General features: G+C 58.3%; 13 protein-coding genes and 1 tRNA gene. 10 read left to right on the plus strand and 4 right to left on the minus strand.

The features are described from left to right. The first annotated feature begins 11 nt into the window (after nt 1-11). From VO84_RS09640 to VO84_RS09650, 3 genes are all read left to right on the plus strand, one after another. Nucleotides 12-626 carry an outer membrane beta-barrel protein gene (locus VO84_RS09640; protein WP_058187432.1) on the plus strand — a complete coding sequence of 205 codons (615 nt, stop codon included), beginning with the start codon at nt 12-14 and terminating at the stop codon, nt 624-626. Nucleotides 627-766: 140 nt separating this feature from the next. Further along, nucleotides 767-2,212 carry an aldehyde dehydrogenase family protein gene (locus tag VO84_RS09645; RefSeq protein ID WP_157439814.1) on the plus strand — a complete coding sequence of 482 codons (1,446 nt, stop codon included), beginning with the start codon at nt 767-769 and terminating at the stop codon, nt 2,210-2,212. Between the two features lie 34 nt (nt 2,213-2,246). Further along, nucleotides 2,247-3,596, plus strand: a complete 1,350-nt coding sequence (locus tag VO84_RS09650) for a chloride channel protein (RefSeq protein ID WP_058187433.1) — start codon at nt 2,247-2,249, stop codon at nt 3,594-3,596. Between the two features lie 690 nt (nt 3,597-4,286). Here VO84_RS09650 and VO84_RS09655 read toward each other — a convergent pair. Further along, entirely contained in the window at nt 4,287-5,144 is an 858-nt protein-coding gene (locus VO84_RS09655; RefSeq protein WP_082661866.1) for a neuromedin U, read from the minus strand. 20 nt (nt 5,145-5,164) lie between these two features. Next, complete coding sequence (locus VO84_RS23150) at nt 5,165-5,287, minus strand: hypothetical protein (RefSeq protein WP_269431408.1); 123 nt, start codon at nt 5,285-5,287, stop codon at nt 5,165-5,167. Between the two features lie 1,326 nt (nt 5,288-6,613). On the opposite strand from VO84_RS23150, the gene glpK reads away from it, so the two are divergent. From glpK to VO84_RS09670, 3 genes are read left to right on the plus strand one after another with little or no spacing between them, the layout of a single operon-like run. Next, nucleotides 6,614-8,098 carry a glycerol kinase GlpK gene (gene glpK, locus VO84_RS09660; RefSeq protein ID WP_058187435.1) on the plus strand — a complete coding sequence of 495 codons (1,485 nt, stop codon included), beginning with the start codon at nt 6,614-6,616 and terminating at the stop codon, nt 8,096-8,098. A gap of 4 nt (nt 8,099-8,102) precedes the next feature. Further along, the gene (locus VO84_RS09665) at nt 8,103-9,656 is read left to right on the plus strand and encodes a glycerol-3-phosphate dehydrogenase/oxidase (protein WP_058187436.1); all 1,554 of its coding nucleotides are present in this window, start codon (nt 8,103-8,105) and stop codon (nt 9,654-9,656) included. Nucleotides 9,657-9,674: 18 nt separating this feature from the next. Next, nucleotides 9,675-9,935, plus strand: coding sequence for a UBP-type zinc finger domain-containing protein (locus tag VO84_RS09670; protein WP_058187437.1), 261 nt, complete (start codon nt 9,675-9,677; stop codon nt 9,933-9,935). Here the strand turns inward: VO84_RS09670 and VO84_RS09675 are convergent. After that, nucleotides 9,932-11,638 carry a hypothetical protein gene (locus VO84_RS09675; protein WP_058187438.1) on the minus strand — a complete coding sequence of 569 codons (1,707 nt, stop codon included), beginning with the start codon at nt 11,636-11,638 and terminating at the stop codon, nt 9,932-9,934. The two genes, VO84_RS09670 and VO84_RS09675, sit on opposite strands and share 4 nt — an antisense overlap. Nucleotides 11,639-11,819: 181 nt before the next feature. Here VO84_RS09675 and VO84_RS09680 point away from each other — a divergent pair, with 181 nt between their 5' ends. Together VO84_RS09680 and VO84_RS09685 are read left to right on the plus strand one after the other, a co-directional pair. Beyond that, nucleotides 11,820-12,680 (plus strand): sugar phosphate isomerase/epimerase family protein, encoded by an 861-nt coding sequence (locus VO84_RS09680; RefSeq protein ID WP_082662055.1) that lies wholly within the window; start codon nt 11,820-11,822, stop codon nt 12,678-12,680. A gap of 33 nt (nt 12,681-12,713) precedes the next feature. Further along, nucleotides 12,714-12,992, plus strand: coding sequence for a hypothetical protein (locus tag VO84_RS09685; protein WP_058187440.1), 279 nt, complete (start codon nt 12,714-12,716; stop codon nt 12,990-12,992). An 8-nt stretch (nt 12,993-13,000) separates the two neighbouring features. On the opposite strand, the gene VO84_RS09690 is transcribed toward VO84_RS09685, so the two are convergent. Beyond that, nucleotides 13,001-13,450: a DUF2059 domain-containing protein gene (locus tag VO84_RS09690; RefSeq protein WP_058187441.1), complete on the minus strand. Its 450-nt coding sequence runs from the start codon at nt 13,448-13,450 to the stop codon at nt 13,001-13,003. Between the two features lie 202 nt (nt 13,451-13,652). Here VO84_RS09690 and VO84_RS09695 point away from each other — a divergent pair. After that, a tRNA-Arg gene (locus VO84_RS09695) sits at nt 13,653-13,729 on the plus strand. A 33-nt stretch (nt 13,730-13,762) separates the two neighbouring features. Continuing rightward, nucleotides 13,763-14,584, plus strand: a complete 822-nt coding sequence (locus tag VO84_RS09700) for a hypothetical protein (RefSeq protein WP_058187442.1) — start codon at nt 13,763-13,765, stop codon at nt 14,582-14,584. Nucleotides 14,585-14,593: the final 9 nt, after the last annotated feature.

A 14,593-nucleotide genomic window follows, 5' to 3' on the forward strand; every position in this document is an offset into this window, starting at 1 on the left:
GAGACAAAGGAATGCGACAAATCTTGACTCATCTCGGAAAGAAGCTGGTCTGGCTTAGCCTTTGCCTTACGCTGCCCATCATGGCCGCCATGTGCACAAAGCCGCTCCGCGCGCAGGCCGTCTACGCTGGCCACCTGAGCCACACTGCCCTGTGGGCTGGCGGCGAGTGCAGCGGCTTCTCCGCGTCCTTTCCATATCAGAGCGGAGAGCGTATCTACGGATGTGGCCTCACAGCCAATCTCCGCTGGGCATTTCACTGGGACGTTGAAGGCAGCGCACGCTGGCTCTCTTTTAATACCTACGCTGGCGCCACGGAACGCACATTGCTCATCGGACCGCGCTACACGATTGTTCGCTACCACGGAATTGAGCCTTACGGAAAGTTCCTCGTAGGCGACGGCACAATCCACTATCCGTATTCCGTTGGCACCGACAGCTACCTCACGCTCGCTCCAGGCGGCGGCGTCAAACTTCGCTTCTCGCCGTGGCTCAACGTACACGCGGAGTACGAGTATCAGTTCTGGCTCAACTCGCCCGGCTTTACCAATGAGCCCAAGCACTCGCTGCATCCCAACGGCATAAACATCGGCGTCACCTTCAAAGTCTGGCCAATTAAGTCCGAGTAGCGCGCTGAGTGCCTTCTGCGGAAGCAGAACTTTGCGAGTTCCAAAAGCGGCAAGCAAAGCATGCTTCCATATCTCAAGCTTCTCACCGCGCTTCCCCTCGTAGGGTGCCAGCCCTTATTCTCCATCCGAGGTCACCTCACATGAAAATGCGTCCCGGCGCTCAGACCGGCTTTCTGCTCTGCGGCAAGGAATGGAGCGATGGTGAAGCGCTCGAAGTACGCTCGCCCTGGGATCAGGGTCTCGTAGGCCGCACAACTCAAGCCACTCGTGCTGACGCGCGCCAGGCCGTGCAACATGCCGTTGCCTCCATACGTCGCACCCGCGCGCTGCCCCGCTGGAAGCGCCGCGAAATTCTTGAGGACGTGGCCTCCTCACTCATCGAGCAGAAGGAGCGCTTCGCGCAGCTCATCGCCGCTGAAGCCGGCAAACCCATCCGTCAGGCGCGTACGGAAGTCGATCGCTCCATCCTCACCTTCAAAACCGCATCGGAAGAAGCCACACGCATCGGCGGCGAAACCATCCCCCTCGACCTGACCGAAGGCAATGAAGGCCGCTGGGGCCTTGTACAACGCTTTCCAGTGGGCCCGGTTCTCGCTATCACGCCATTCAATTTTCCGCTCAATCTCGTCGCCCACAAGGCTGCTCCGGCTCTCGCCGCCGGCTGCCCGCTGATTCTCAAGCCCGCGCCGCAAACGCCCTTTACAGCGCTCGCGCTGGGCGAAGTGATCCTCAAAGCCGGATGGCCTGAAGAAGCCCTCGCCGTGCTTCCGCTCTCGAACGCTGACACCGCATGGCTCGCCGAAAAAGAAGACCGCATCAAGCTCATCAGCTTTACCGGCTCGGCAAAAGTCGGTTGGGATCTCAAGGCGCGCTCCAGCCGCAAGAAGGTGCTCCTGGAACTCGGCGGCAACTCCGCGCTCATCGTCCACAATGACTGGCCTGACCTCGAAGAAGCAGCGCAGCGTACCGCAGCCGCGGCCTTCTCCTACGCCGGCCAGTCCTGCATCAGCGTGCAGCGTGTCTATGTACACCGCGCCGTCTTCCAGACCTTTCTCTGGAAGGTCGTCGACGCCGCAAAAAAGCTCGTCGTCGGTAATCCGCTCGACGAAAAAACCGACATCGGCCCCATCATCCGTCTCTCGGATGCCGAGCGCATCGAGAGCTGGATTCAGGAGGCCGTTACCGCCGGCGCAAAACTGCTTGAAGGCGGCCAGCGCACAGGATCGATGATCACCCCGACCATCCTCACCGGCACCAAACCCGGCATGAAACTCCGCGATGAAGAGGTCTTCGGCCCGGTGGTAGCCATTGAGCCCTATGACGACTTCGAGGACGCGCTCGCAGAAGTGAATCACTCAAAATACGGCCTGCAGGCCGGCCTGCTCACCCGCGACGCTGGACGCATTCTCACCGCCTACCGCGAGCTCGAAGTCGGCGCGCTCATCGTCGGCGACACGCCCAGCTGGCGGCTCGATCCCATGCCCTACGGCGGCGTCAAAGACTCCGGCCTCGGCCGCGAGGGTCTCCGCTATGCCATCGAAGAGATGACCGAACCTCGCATGCTCGTCATGGCCGGTTTGCACTAGAGCGGGAGCGTCGAATGAGAGAAGATCATTCGATATGACCTCGCCCCAACCATCGGAAATTCCGGAAAGCGCGCGGATACCTTCTACCCTCCGCCATCCGCGCGCGCTCCACTTTTGGTTGGCCGTCGTCCTCACCGGCGTTGCCACAGGCATCGGAGCTGCTCTGCTCACCAAGCTCCTTGAGCTCGTGCAACACCTCGTATGGCGTGGCTCGCCAACAGACATTCTCAGCGCCGCTCAGCACGCCGGGCTGCCGCGGCATGTGCTCATCCTCCTCGGAGCGGCCCTGCTCATCGGCGCAGGCCAGTTGCTGCTCAACCGGCTTTCCAGCGGCAACGGCATCGACACCACCCAGGCGATATGGTTCAATGCTGGCCGTATGCCCACGCTGCGAACGCTAGGGAGCGCGGTGCTCTCGGTCCTCATCGTCGGCATGGGAGTCTCCCTCGGACGAGAAGGCGCTCCAAAGCAAGCCGGAGCCGTCTTCGCAAATCTCTTCTCGGATAAGGAACGGCTCTCCGACGAGCAGCGGCAGTTACTCGTCGCCTGCGGAGCCGGAGCCGGCATGGGAGCAGCCTACGGAGTTCCGCTCGGAGGAGCCCTCTTTGCCATCGAAGTCATGCGCGGCAAGCTTGCCCTTCGCTACGTGCTGCCCGCGCTCGTCACATCGCTCATCGCCACGGCAGTCTCCTGGCTGTTCCTGCCGGATGCGCCAACCTACGTCATCCCTTCATTCACCGTGACCGCATCCGTCCTGGTATGGACCCTCGTTGCCGGTCCTCTTCTCGGCCTGGCCTCGGTCGGCTATGTCCGCATGATCACCTGGGCAGATCGCAACCGGCCACAGGGCTGGAGGCGTTTCACAGCCCCGCTGATTGTCATGGGGCTTCTGGGATTTACCTCGTATTGGTTCCCACAGATTCTCGGAAACGGAAAAGACCTCTCGCAACTTCTCTTCAGCAGCCAGGTAGCACCCCTGCTGATGCTGGCGCTTCTCTTTCTCAAGCCAGCAGCAGTCGCACTCTGCATGCGCTCCGGCGCACCCGGCGGAATGTTCACGCCGTCCCTCACGGCAGGCGCATTACTTGGCGGCGTCCTGGGGATTGCATGGTCCGCCATCTGGCCCGGCACTCCGCCGGGACTCTTCGCCCTGCTCGGCGCCGGCGCAATGATCGCCGCAACCACGCAAGGGCCAATCTCGGCCATCGTGCTCCTGATCGAACTCACCGGCCAGGACCGTGCCTTCATTCTTCCCTTACTGCTGATCGTCTGCAGCGCCACGCTCATAGCCCGCACCATCGAGCCACGATCCATCTACGACGCCCGCCTGACCAACGAACAAATCGCCGAGCGCCAACGCCTCCGAGACCTGCCTTCCCAATGACATTTAGGTGCCCCACCCTCGCGGCGCAGTTGTTTTTGCCGTTAGGGTGGGAAAGCACTCCCGCCCACACATTTCAGGCATGCGGCCAACTCGTCCCAACGGTTGAAATTGAGTCGGAGTGGACGTCGCGGCTCTGTGCCCAACTCATCGCGATAAAGCTGCATGAATGGGGCACAGATTTAGTTCTGGCGTCAGGAATAGATGGATGGCAGTATCCATGAATGGGCCACCTGCCGGAGTTTTTGTCGAGGGAGTTGAAGCCTTAGATTTAATTAAATATTTGAAAATAAAATAATTAGCATTGATTTATGATGTTTACTGTTTCGACAATAGGTTTCCCAAAAGTGGTTACTTTCTATAAAAAAAGCAAATTCTTTCCTTTTTTCTGTCACGGGAGGAAATGCGAAGGCCCGAATCCAGCTTGGATTCGGGCCTTTTTGCTGCTGATTATGAGTGTGGCATAAACGGTGGTTATTTTGTGCAAACTTTCTGAAAGCGGCATACGGTACGAAAGGACAATGGACGAAAGTAATGGGGCCACGGGACAAAAGGACAGCCTGCCGTGAATTTCAAATAAGATTTGCTTGGTAGGCTGCCGTTCGTGGATGACGCGGGCATTCCATATGTATTGGCAGGAAGTGCGATGAAGCTTTTAAGACCTGTGCCACCTGCCACCGTCTCATGGAACAATCAGCCTTTAGGTTTCTTTGGATAAAGCAACGCGATCTGAAGACGCATACCCCAGGAGGATGCCCCCGGAGGGTGCACCGCATTTCCGTAGAAGTTTGCCGAGAGATTCACAGGTTGAGGACCGAGACGCATCACGCGCCCGACGCCACCCCCGAAGGGTATTGTCCACCTGCCTCCCGGTGGCGTGTCGTCGCCATCAGCTGCATCGCCGCTCGCCTGATTGTGCCAGTTCGCCGTCATGAGCGGACCACTGTTGATGTTCCAACCCCTTTTCAGGTTGTAAGTGATGAAGTATTGGAGGAGCAGCTGGTTTACCGACGGGCGATGAGAAGAACCGACAACCGACCAGACGTTGTTGGTCAGGAACCCGAAGGTCCAATGGCCGGGTTGTACGAGAGCGACCATGGATGGGCCGAAGCTCAATTTGCCTTGGCCAAGCACGGCACTTGTAGCTGTTGGAATTACGATCGCGGGGCCGACACCCCAGATCAATTTCCCCGGCTTCGCGGGCGAGAGGAAGAATGTTGGATTCATATCTCCGAACCCATATTGGCCGCCAGTGTTAGCAGTAGTGGTTGGTTGCCAGATAATGGGTTGAATGATGCGTGAGATAAGCATCCAGTTTTCGCTGATGCGAGCTGGAATTACGGGCTGAATATTGAGTACATCCTGGGTTCGGTTGTAAGGTCCGACGGCAAAATTCGAGTTGTTCTGGATGGGAACGCTGATCAAGCTGGCGACGGGGTTTTGAGTGGCCTTAGCCAGGTCATCAGCGCTCTGACCTGCCTGCGCGCTGACTGCTGCAACACCGATCATGCACGCCACGATAGGACAAAGAACGACCGAGTACCTTCTCATACGATCCTCCGATTCGTGATCTATTGAACGAAAATGCAGTGGCCGATGATGCCGAAGCAGATGAAGATTCCGAAGATCAGCAATCCCAATCCCCAGCGGATAAACTTCACCCCAATCTGCACACCTGCATCTCCGCTGTTCATCAGTCCTCCTTTTGCACCGTCATGATTGTTCAAACAAACTTACGGGTGAAGCGACAGATCTCTCCTAGTTGGTTTTTTCGAAATCTCCGGGTTTCCAACTCTCAATTGATGGCGGCTTCGGTTGGACCGTATAGCCGAAGGATGGCGAAGAACCCTCTGCCCGGCAGTTCCATGAGGGATTGCAACTCAGATTGCAAATCTTAGCTACTGGCAGAAGTAACAGCAGCGAAGTGAAATGCTTTTGAAAAACGGCACGTAGGGAATTAAGCGGCTTCGATTGGAATATAGATAGAGGTACTGGCAAATCTTACAGTCTCTAAAGTAGCTGGCCTGCCCGATAATTCCGTTCTACCGGGCGTGAGAAGGTTCACGCCGGTCTGCTTCCCGTTTTTGAGATAGGCGTCTCTTGCGCAGAAAGCAAAGGGGGCTGGCCACGATGTGCTGCGTGCGCAGAGCCGCTGATGACCGGGGAAGCGTGCCGGCGTGGTTATGTGCCGTGGCCGGTTCGCATTACCTAGGAGTCAGGATGAGAGCGTTCATTGTATGCCTGATGTGGATGGTTGCGGCTGGGCAGGCATACGGTCAGCAGACGGGATCTGATTGGAACGCGCCGACTGCGGTGACTTCGCCCCATATTTTCCACGGACCCTGGTTCAACTCAACGATGCACCCGATGCCCGAATCTCGGATCATTCTCCTATAACGGTGGATCTGCCTCTGGACGTTCCGGCGCAATGACTTGTTTTAGTGGTCACAGAATCCAAAAGGAACGTGTGACAATGAGTCCTTTCGTCCTGTCATCACGCATTGTCTTTATAGGACTAAGTTGCCTTTCTCTGTCGGCCATATCTGCAGCTGGACAAGATTTGGAGCGAAGGGCATATTCAGCTTCACCCGTTGGGACCTCGTTTGCGGGGATAGGCAGGTGACCCACTCATCCCGATATATGGGGCTGTGCCCCGTGGCTGTTTTGAGGGACGGTACGGTACCCCTCCCCCACCCTTGCTGCACCATTAACAGTGCAAAATCGCAGCTGGAAAGAAATCAAGATCCGTGACTGTGTGGAATAAGGTGCATTTAGGCGACAATAAAGTGCCATTAAGGCACCCTCGATTTTCAATATAAGCTATTTAATATGAATTATTTAACGAGGAAAAATCGAAAACGTAAACTCCTCGGTACAGAATATTTATTTCTGTACTTCTGTACGCGGCAATACGTCGGCTTCAAGGATGACGTTTCCTGCCGAAGAGTGCCGATGTTCCCGCAATTTGCCCGCCTCAGCTTTGCCGTGCTTCACTGGTTGCCGAAAGCGGACTGACCCTAATGACCTTCATCCTGGCACTCGATCAGGGCACCACCAGCTCCCGCGCCATCGTTTTTAACCACGTCGGCGAAATCGCCGCCGTTGCTCAGCGCGAGTTTCAGCAGTTCTACCCGCAACCGGGCTGGGTCGAGCATGACCCGGAAGAAATCCTCGCCAGCCAGTTCGCCTGCGCCAAAGAAGCACTGACGAAGGCCGGCATCAGTGCAAAAGATATTGCCGCCATCGGCATCACCAACCAGCGCGAAACCGCCATCGTCTGGGACCGCGCCACCGGCAAAGCGATTCATCCCGCCATCGTCTGGCAGGACCGCCGCACAGCTTCGCTGTGTAACTCTTTGGAGGAGAGTGGTGCTGGGGAAGAAGTCGCCAACCGAACCGGCCTCGTAATCGACTCGTATTTCTCCGGCACCAAGGTCAAGTGGATCCTGGACAACGTGCCTGGAGCCCGCGACCGCGCCAACCGCGGCGAGCTCGCCTTCGGCACCGTGGATACCTGGCTCATCTGGCACCTCACCGGCGGCAAGCGTCACGTAACCGACGTGACAAACGCCTCCCGCACGCTGCTCTATAACGTCGTCGAAGGCAAATGGGATTCAGAGCTGCTCAAGCTGCTCGATGTCCCCGAATCGCTCCTGCCGGAGGTCGTGTGGTCCAGCGAGCGCATCGCGGAAACCACCGCCGACGGTCTCAGCGGCATTCCCATCGCAGGCATCGCCGGCGATCAGCAGGCCGCACTCTTCGGCCAGATGTGCTGGTCTCCTGGCGAAGCCAAGAACACCTACGGCACCGGCTGCTTCCTGCTTCAGAACATCGGCACAAAATTCGCCCGTTCCAAACACAAACTGGTCACAACCATCGCCGCCAGCCCGCGCAAGCGCCTGGAATACGCCCTGGAAGGCAGCATCTTCATCGGCGGCGCAGTGGTGCAGTGGCTGCGTGACAACCTCCGTCTCATCGGCTCATCCGCCGACGTGGAAGCTCTCGCCCGTGGCGTTCCTGATGCAGGCGGCGTAGTCTTCGTCCCCGCCTTCGTCGGCCTCGGCGCGCCATACTGGGACCCGCACGCAGGCGGCCTGCTCATCGGCCTGCGCCGCGATACCCGCACCGGCCACATCGCCCGCGCCGCGCTTGAAAGCATCGCCTTCCAGGTAGCCGACGTATTGGAAGCTGTAAAAAGCGAGACCTCCACGCCGCTAAGCGCGCTCCGTGTAGACGGCGGCGCAGCCGTCAATGATCTGCTGATGCAGTTCCAGGCTGATCTGCTCGGCGTTCCTGTCGTTCGCCCGCACGTAACCGAAACTACAGCCCTCGGCGCAGCGTATCTCGCAGGCCTGGCCGTAGGCTTTTGGGAAAGCCCCGAAGCTCTCCGCGCAGGCCAGCAAAACGACACGCACTTTGAGCCAAAGATGGACGCCGCTGACGCTTCCGCCCGCAGGGCACAATGGCACCGGGCAGTCGAGCGGTCCAGAAGCTGGACGGAGTAAGCGCATGAAACGCGAGGAAATGCTCCAAAAATTACGCAGCACGAAGTGCTTCGACATCGCCATCATCGGCGGCGGAGCCACCGGCATGGGAGTAGCCGTCGATGCCGCCGCACGCGGCTTTTCCGTCGCGCTCGTTGAAGCGTATGACTTCGGCAAAGGCACCAGTAGTCGCTCCACCAAGCTCGTCCACGGCGGCGTCCGTTATCTCGAACAGGGCAACGTGCCGCTGGTCATGTCCGCACTCAAGGAGCGCGGTTTGCTCCGCCGCAACGCGCCGCACCTCGTCCACGATCTAGCCTTCGTTGTGCCCAACTATTCCTGGTGGGAAGCGCCGTTCTACGGCATCGGCCTCAAGCTCTATGACCTGCTCGCCGGCAAATACGGCTTCGGCGCATCCAAGCTCCTCTCGCGCGAAGAAACGCTGGAGCGGCTGCCAAACCTGGAATCGGAAGGCCTCACCGGCGGCGTTGTCTATTACGACGGCCAGTTCGACGACGCCCGGTTGCTCATCCATCTCGCCATGACAGCAGCCGAACACGGCGCAGCCCTCGTCAACTACTGCCCCGCCACCGGCTTCACGCGCGACTTCGAAGGCTTCGTCAGCGGCCTCACCGCCCGCGACGCCGAAACCGGCGAAGAGTTCACCATCCCCGCGCGCATAGTCGTCAATGCCACCGGCGTCTTCACGGACACCGTCCGCCGCATGGCCGAACCCGACGCCGAAGATTTGCTCGTCACCAGCCAGGGAATTCATCTCGTCTTTGACCGCAGCTTCCTCAAAGCGGAGAGCGCACTCATGGTCCCCCGCACCAGCGATGGCCGCGTCCTCTTCGTCATCCCGTGGCACGGCCACGCCGTAGCCGGCACCACCGACACACCCGTCGAAAGTCCCTCTCTCGAACCACACGCACTCGAAGAAGAGATCGAATTCATTCTGGAGACCGCCGGGCGCTACCTCACCCGCCAGCCCACGCGCGCCGACGTCCTCAGCGTCTACGTCGGCCTGCGGCCACTGGTCAAGAGCGACGGCAAAACCTCCGCACTCTCCCGCGACCACCTCATCCACGTCGACCCCACCGGCCTGCTTACCATCACCGGCGGCAAATGGACCACCTATCGCCATATGGCCGAGGACTGCGTAGACCACGCCATTACCCTCGGCCGGCTGGACGAGCATCCATGCCCCACGAAGGCTCTTCACATCCACGGCTACATGGAAAACGCAGAGTCCCTTGGTGATTTGCAGGTCTACGGCGCAGACGCCGCAGCCATTCAGGCGCTCGCGGCAAGCGATGCAACACTGGCCAGCCAGTTGCATCCCAGTCTTCCTGTGATCGGCGCAGAAATTGTCTGGGCCGCACGCGAAGAAATGGCACGCACCGTGGAAGACTCACTCGCCCGCCGCACGCGAGCACTCTTCCTAAATTCGAAAGCAGCAATCGTGATGGCCCCTCGCGCAGCGGAATTACTGGCCCGCGAGCTGGGCCGCAATGAAGCATGGGCTCAGGAGCAGGCAGTTGTATTCTGCAAGCTGGCGGCTCAATATCAAGTCCAGTGAGAATCAGGAGACGAATCGATGGCAACCCAATGTACACACGTTGCGGATCATGTAAAGAAGGTCAAACCGAACACCAAGGGCTGCGAAGAATGCCTGAAGACCGGCGACACGTGGGTCCATCTCCGCATGTGCCTTGAGTGCGGGCACGTCGGCTGCTGCGACTCATCCAATGGCCGCCACGCGCGTGCGCACTTTCATGCCACGCAGCATCCCATCATCCAGTCCGCCGAACGAGGCGAAGACTGGCGCTGGTGCTACATTGACGACACCTACATCTAGGGAAAGTTGATCACCTTCGGCGTATTCCGCGGCTTGGTCGACGTCGGTCCGCCGGCGTCGTCAATCACATTCGAAATCTCACCCAGGTTGTCGAGCGCCACAGTAATCATGTCGTGAAACCGCACCTCCGGCGTGCGGGGAACTTCAATCGCGCGGGTGAGCGTCACATTCGGATGCCGGAAGACCGAATACACGCCCAGCCCCCACGCCTCATGCGATTTCACGTCATCGGCAACCTTATAGGAAGCCCACCCGTTCACGCCCGCACCCGAAGTAAAGCTCGCCTGGTCCGGCGGATCGTACGGAATTTCCGACTGATAGAAATACGTGCGCCCCGCTTCACCCTTCCACAGAACCTGAAACTGCTGATGATGTTCCACAAACAGACCGTATGCCGTCACGCGATCGCCATTCACCACCAGGCCATTCGCGCTCGTGTTCTGCGTCCATCCCGCGCCCTTGCCGTGATCCGCACGCCAGATCCACGTGTGATCAATCAGCGTGTCATTCGCATTCACCCGCAGATTCACCTGCGCACGCCCCAAACCTGCCCCGCCCACACGAAAGAAAATATCACTCAGCGTAATCGGATTCCGAGCATGATTAGTCTTTGAGCCCGGAACACCAACCTCCATCAACACCGGCGACTCCTTCTCGCCCGCATCAATCAGCAACCCGGCAACAATGACGCCATCTTCATCGGCCACCGTCACAGCCGCCGTGCCGTTCACAGGCTTCAGCGTCGCAAAGCCCAGCCCCAGCACAACGGCGTTGGCGCGCGTCACGCGCAGCGGTTCCGTCAGCTCGTAAATCCCGGGCGTCAACAACAGGTTCTTTCCTTTCGCAAGCTCCACATTCATCGCGGCCGCCGAGTCCGCAGGCTTCGCAATATAAAACTTGTCCAGCGGAATCACCTTACCCGGCGTTTGCCCACCATGCCAGGTAATGCCGCTCGTATTCATCTGCAACTCAGGCACGCGTACACCCCACCGCCCGCGCCCATCCACTTCCAGAAACGGCTTCTCCCGCGTCACCGGCGCACGCCCGATCGTCGTGTAAGGAGGCTGCGGCCATTGCCCCACCGGCGGATGGTCAATGCCAACAAAAACCATGTTCCAGTTCGAGCCTGTCCACGATTTCCATTCGGAATTCCTTGAAATCCATTGCTGCTGCGTCCCCGAATCCACATTTCCGTCAATCACCGAGTCCGCCATCCATCCGCCGCTTGCCCATCCGTGCTGCTGGTGCAGCACCAGGTTGCCAAGGATGTGCATCCGTCGGAAGGGCGCGGCCTGCGAAACAGCCCACTGCATGGTGCCTCCGGCCGGGACAACTGAAAAACCCTCCACTCCGCGCCAAAAGGTGCATGTCGCATTGTTGTGGGCCAAGCTAGCATCCGCATGCACATTACCGGTAATCCGTACGGCGTCTGGAGTCTCCCCCACACCCACCACCTGGGTATAAAACCCGATCGGAATATCTACGTGATACTCGCCCGGCAAAAACAGGAACGCATTTCGCTGCGCCCCAAACTCGCTATGCTGCTGCACCGAATACACTGCGTCGATCTTCTTCTGCATCTCCGCTGCATCGCTCTTCGAGCTGAAGACCTCAACATTCGGTCCGAAATCCGGAGCCTTAGCCTGCGCCATCGCCACTACGCCACACACGCCAAGCAACGCACTCACAATCCAACCGCGCATGGAAATCCCCTTAAACTAAGCTCTAAATCGAACTCATATACACGCAAAAGTCCCGCAAAAGAATCGCGCGCCTATCCTACCTATCCATACCTCTCTACGGCAACGCAATCCTTCTTGCGCAACTCCACCACCGCGCGTAAAAATGGCCTGCACGCAAATCGACAAGATCATCGAGGCCCAAATGACAGCATCCATTTCCCGCAGGCAGTTTGTGCAGCTCGGCGCAGCCGCTGCGGTTGCAACAGCAGGCGCACCATACCTTCATGCCGCTGAAATCAAGGCCCCGCTGGGCCTGCAGCTTTATTCCGTGCGTGCGCTGCTGCCCAAGGATTTCGACGGCACGCTAGCCAAAGTCGCATCTCTCGGATACAAAAACGTCGAGGCCGCCGGCTATTACAACAAGACTGCAGCCGAGTGGCGCAGCTCCATGGACAAGGCCGGTCTGCATTGCACCAGCGCGCACCACGCCCTGCCGCAGCTCAAGCAACATGAGGACGAGTACATCGACTTTGCCCACGCTGCCGGCCTCAGCTATCTCATTTGCTCCTCGCCCATGAAAAGGGACCCAGCCGTCCCGGGCCCTATGACACTCGACGACTGGCACTGGGTCGCCGATGAGTTCAATCGCATCGGCGCCAAGACAAAAGCCGCCGGAATCACTTTCGGTTATCACAATCACGTCGAAGTCTTCACTACCATCGACGGCACCATGGTCTACAACGAGCTAATCAGCCGCACAGACCCCAAGCTCCTCGTCTTCGAGATGGACTGCGGATGGGTCAAGGCTGCCGGCCAAGATCCACTGACATGGCTCACGAAGACCCCCGAGCGCTTTCCGCTTCTGCATGTAAAAGACATGGTGAAGGAAGCAAATGGCCAGTCGCACTCAACGATCATGGGCAAAGGCTACATCGACTACCGTCCGATCCTGCGCGCCGCAAAGGGGCTCAAGCAGTATTTCGTGGAACAAGAGGAGTTTCAGGGCGACATCTTCGACGAACTGCGACAGGACGCTGAGTACATGAAAAACTTCCGCTTTTGAGCGCTCGACGGGAGCATCCTTTACGCTGGAAGCATGACAATCTTTGACGAAAAGCGCCAGGAGCTGGAGCACCATGAGTTCATGATGGGCCGCGAGCGCGGGCGTCTCGCCGTGGCCCTCGACATGCTCACCGATTCGCTCATCCTTGTGGGCCAGCACGGCGTCTACTGCGCCTCCACCCGTAACCCATCCAAGCCCGCACTCGACCTGCAGGCCGTCCTCGCCGGCATGGAAGGCGCAAAAGAGCTCATCAAATCGGTCATGGAAGAGATTCGTAAGAACAGGGAAGAGGGACAAGGGAAAAGGGAATAGATATTCAGTTACCGCGCATCGAGCCAGGTCTTCTCAAAGCTCGTCACACAGGTTACACCGGCCTTTTTCTTGGAATCGTCGGTTTTCGTGCTGTAAAACGGCGTTTCCGATCCCTTCAAGTAGGCGCGCATATGCACCTCGGACGAAAAGCTCATCGTCGTCGACCATGAGGTACTACCTTTGTCGTCCGTCGACTGTTTGTTTTGCTTCTCGTGGTCCGTTTTTTTATCGAAGCGAAGAACAATATCCGCGCTGTCGGAATCGTCCACGACAGTAAAACGGCCCCAGCGCTTCAACTGCTCCAGCGCACCGTCCGAAACTTCGCCCGTCTTCGTGTCGTTGAGAATGGCGACGGTCTTCGCAGTAAAAGCAGCCCGCGGCATAGGCTCCTGTGCCGAGGCTGCAACCATGGCGAAGAAGGCGAGCGGGAACAGGAGAGCGCGGAGGAATAGCTTCAAGTGTGTCTCCTTAGAATTGCGAAGATTTCTCTCGACTGCGTCAGCATATCATCGGTATCGGGCACCATCCGTGGCATTGCTTCTCTTTGTGCCATGGGTGAGCTATCGAAGGACCTCTTGCGTTTCTGGGTTTTTGCCTTTTATTGATAAACCCGACTCCGTTTTCCCTCTGTCCATGCTTTTGCGGTATCCTTGATAGAGCGCGCCCGTAGCTCAGCTGGATAGAGCGAATGCCTCCGGAGCATTAGGTCGGGAGTTCGAATCTCTCCGGGCGCACCATCCCTTCTACAAATCTCGTCTAAAAGTTAAAGAATGAAATTCCATCTTCCTTTTTCCGCAAATGAAATTCTCTGGGCACTCACCTTTGCCGGCTACCTTGTACTGCTGGTAGTGCTCATGGGCCGCGACCGCGTGCGCCGTTTCCCCTGGTTTACGGCAAGCTCGGTATTGATCGCTTTCCGCCTGCTCACAGCCAAGATGCTTTACGGCCGCCTCGCGCAGATTCCCATGGCGGAGTTCTTCATCGGCCTCGCGCTGCTTGGCTCGCTGGTAAACGTGGGCATGCTGCTGGAGCTGGCGCGCAAGGGCTTTGCGGGAATCAAGCGTAACGCATGGGTTGCAGGCGCGCTCACGCTCATGGTCCTCGGTGCGATCGTGATGTACTTTTGGGGCGAGTGGCCCGCCCTGCAAACCATCACGGCCGGCGGTGGCCTCATCGGCAGCCTTCAATTGCTCCAGTTCATTGCGCTTAAGGCGAGCCTGTTACTCGATGTCGAAACTGTTCTGCTCGGCCTCGCGATTATTTTCTTCGGCTCGCGTTTCCATGCTGGATGGAAGACACATATCCAGCGCATCATGGTCGGCCTCTCCACCGTTTCACTGGCGCAGCTTGCCTCCGAAGCCATCGCACAGATTCTCGGGCGCAATGCTCATCCGAAGACGATGGCGGAAGCCCAGCACATCCTTGATCTGCGCGACCGTATCTTCTATGCGAACAGTGCCGTGCTCGTCTTGGCGCTCGTTTGGTGGATCTGGTGCCTATGGAAGAACGAACCTGGACAAGATGAACCTGTCGCATCCAGTCCAAATCCAGTCTCTTCCGGCCCTGGCGCTATCGTTTTGCACCCTGAGTAGTCCTACAAT

Source organism: Occallatibacter gabretensis, assembly GCF_001449115.1.
In the GTDB taxonomy this organism is placed as follows: Bacteria; Acidobacteriota; Terriglobia; order Terriglobales; family Acidobacteriaceae; genus Telmatobacter; species Telmatobacter gabretensis.

Excerpts from the sequence above, each read along its gene's own strand:
- VO84_RS09645 (WP_157439814.1), top strand. The coding sequence starts at position 767 with ATGAAAATGCGTCCCGGCGCTCAGACCGGCTTTCTGCTCTGCGGCAAG.
- VO84_RS09655 (WP_082661866.1), bottom strand. The coding sequence starts at position 5,144 with ATGAGAAGGTACTCGGTCGTTCTTTGTCCTATCGTGGCGTGCATGATC.
- VO84_RS09675 (WP_058187438.1), bottom strand. The coding sequence starts at position 11,638 with ATGCGCGGTTGGATTGTGAGTGCGTTGCTTGGCGTGTGTGGCGTAGTG.
- VO84_RS09685 (WP_058187440.1), top strand. The coding sequence starts at position 12,714 with ATGACAATCTTTGACGAAAAGCGCCAGGAGCTGGAGCACCATGAGTTC.
- VO84_RS09665 (WP_058187436.1), top strand. The coding sequence starts at position 8,103 with ATGAAACGCGAGGAAATGCTCCAAAAATTACGCAGCACGAAGTGCTTC.
- VO84_RS09650 (WP_058187433.1), top strand. The coding sequence starts at position 2,247 with ATGACCTCGCCCCAACCATCGGAAATTCCGGAAAGCGCGCGGATACCT.
- VO84_RS09670 (WP_058187437.1), top strand. The coding sequence starts at position 9,675 with ATGGCAACCCAATGTACACACGTTGCGGATCATGTAAAGAAGGTCAAA.
- VO84_RS09640 (WP_058187432.1), top strand. The coding sequence starts at position 12 with ATGCGACAAATCTTGACTCATCTCGGAAAGAAGCTGGTCTGGCTTAGC.
- VO84_RS09680 (WP_082662055.1), top strand. The coding sequence starts at position 11,820 with ATGACAGCATCCATTTCCCGCAGGCAGTTTGTGCAGCTCGGCGCAGCC.
- glpK (WP_058187435.1), top strand. The coding sequence starts at position 6,614 with ATGACCTTCATCCTGGCACTCGATCAGGGCACCACCAGCTCCCGCGCC.
- VO84_RS23150 (WP_269431408.1), bottom strand. The coding sequence starts at position 5,287 with ATGAACAGCGGAGATGCAGGTGTGCAGATTGGGGTGAAGTTTATCCGC.
- VO84_RS09700 (WP_058187442.1), top strand. The coding sequence starts at position 13,763 with ATGAAATTCCATCTTCCTTTTTCCGCAAATGAAATTCTCTGGGCACTC.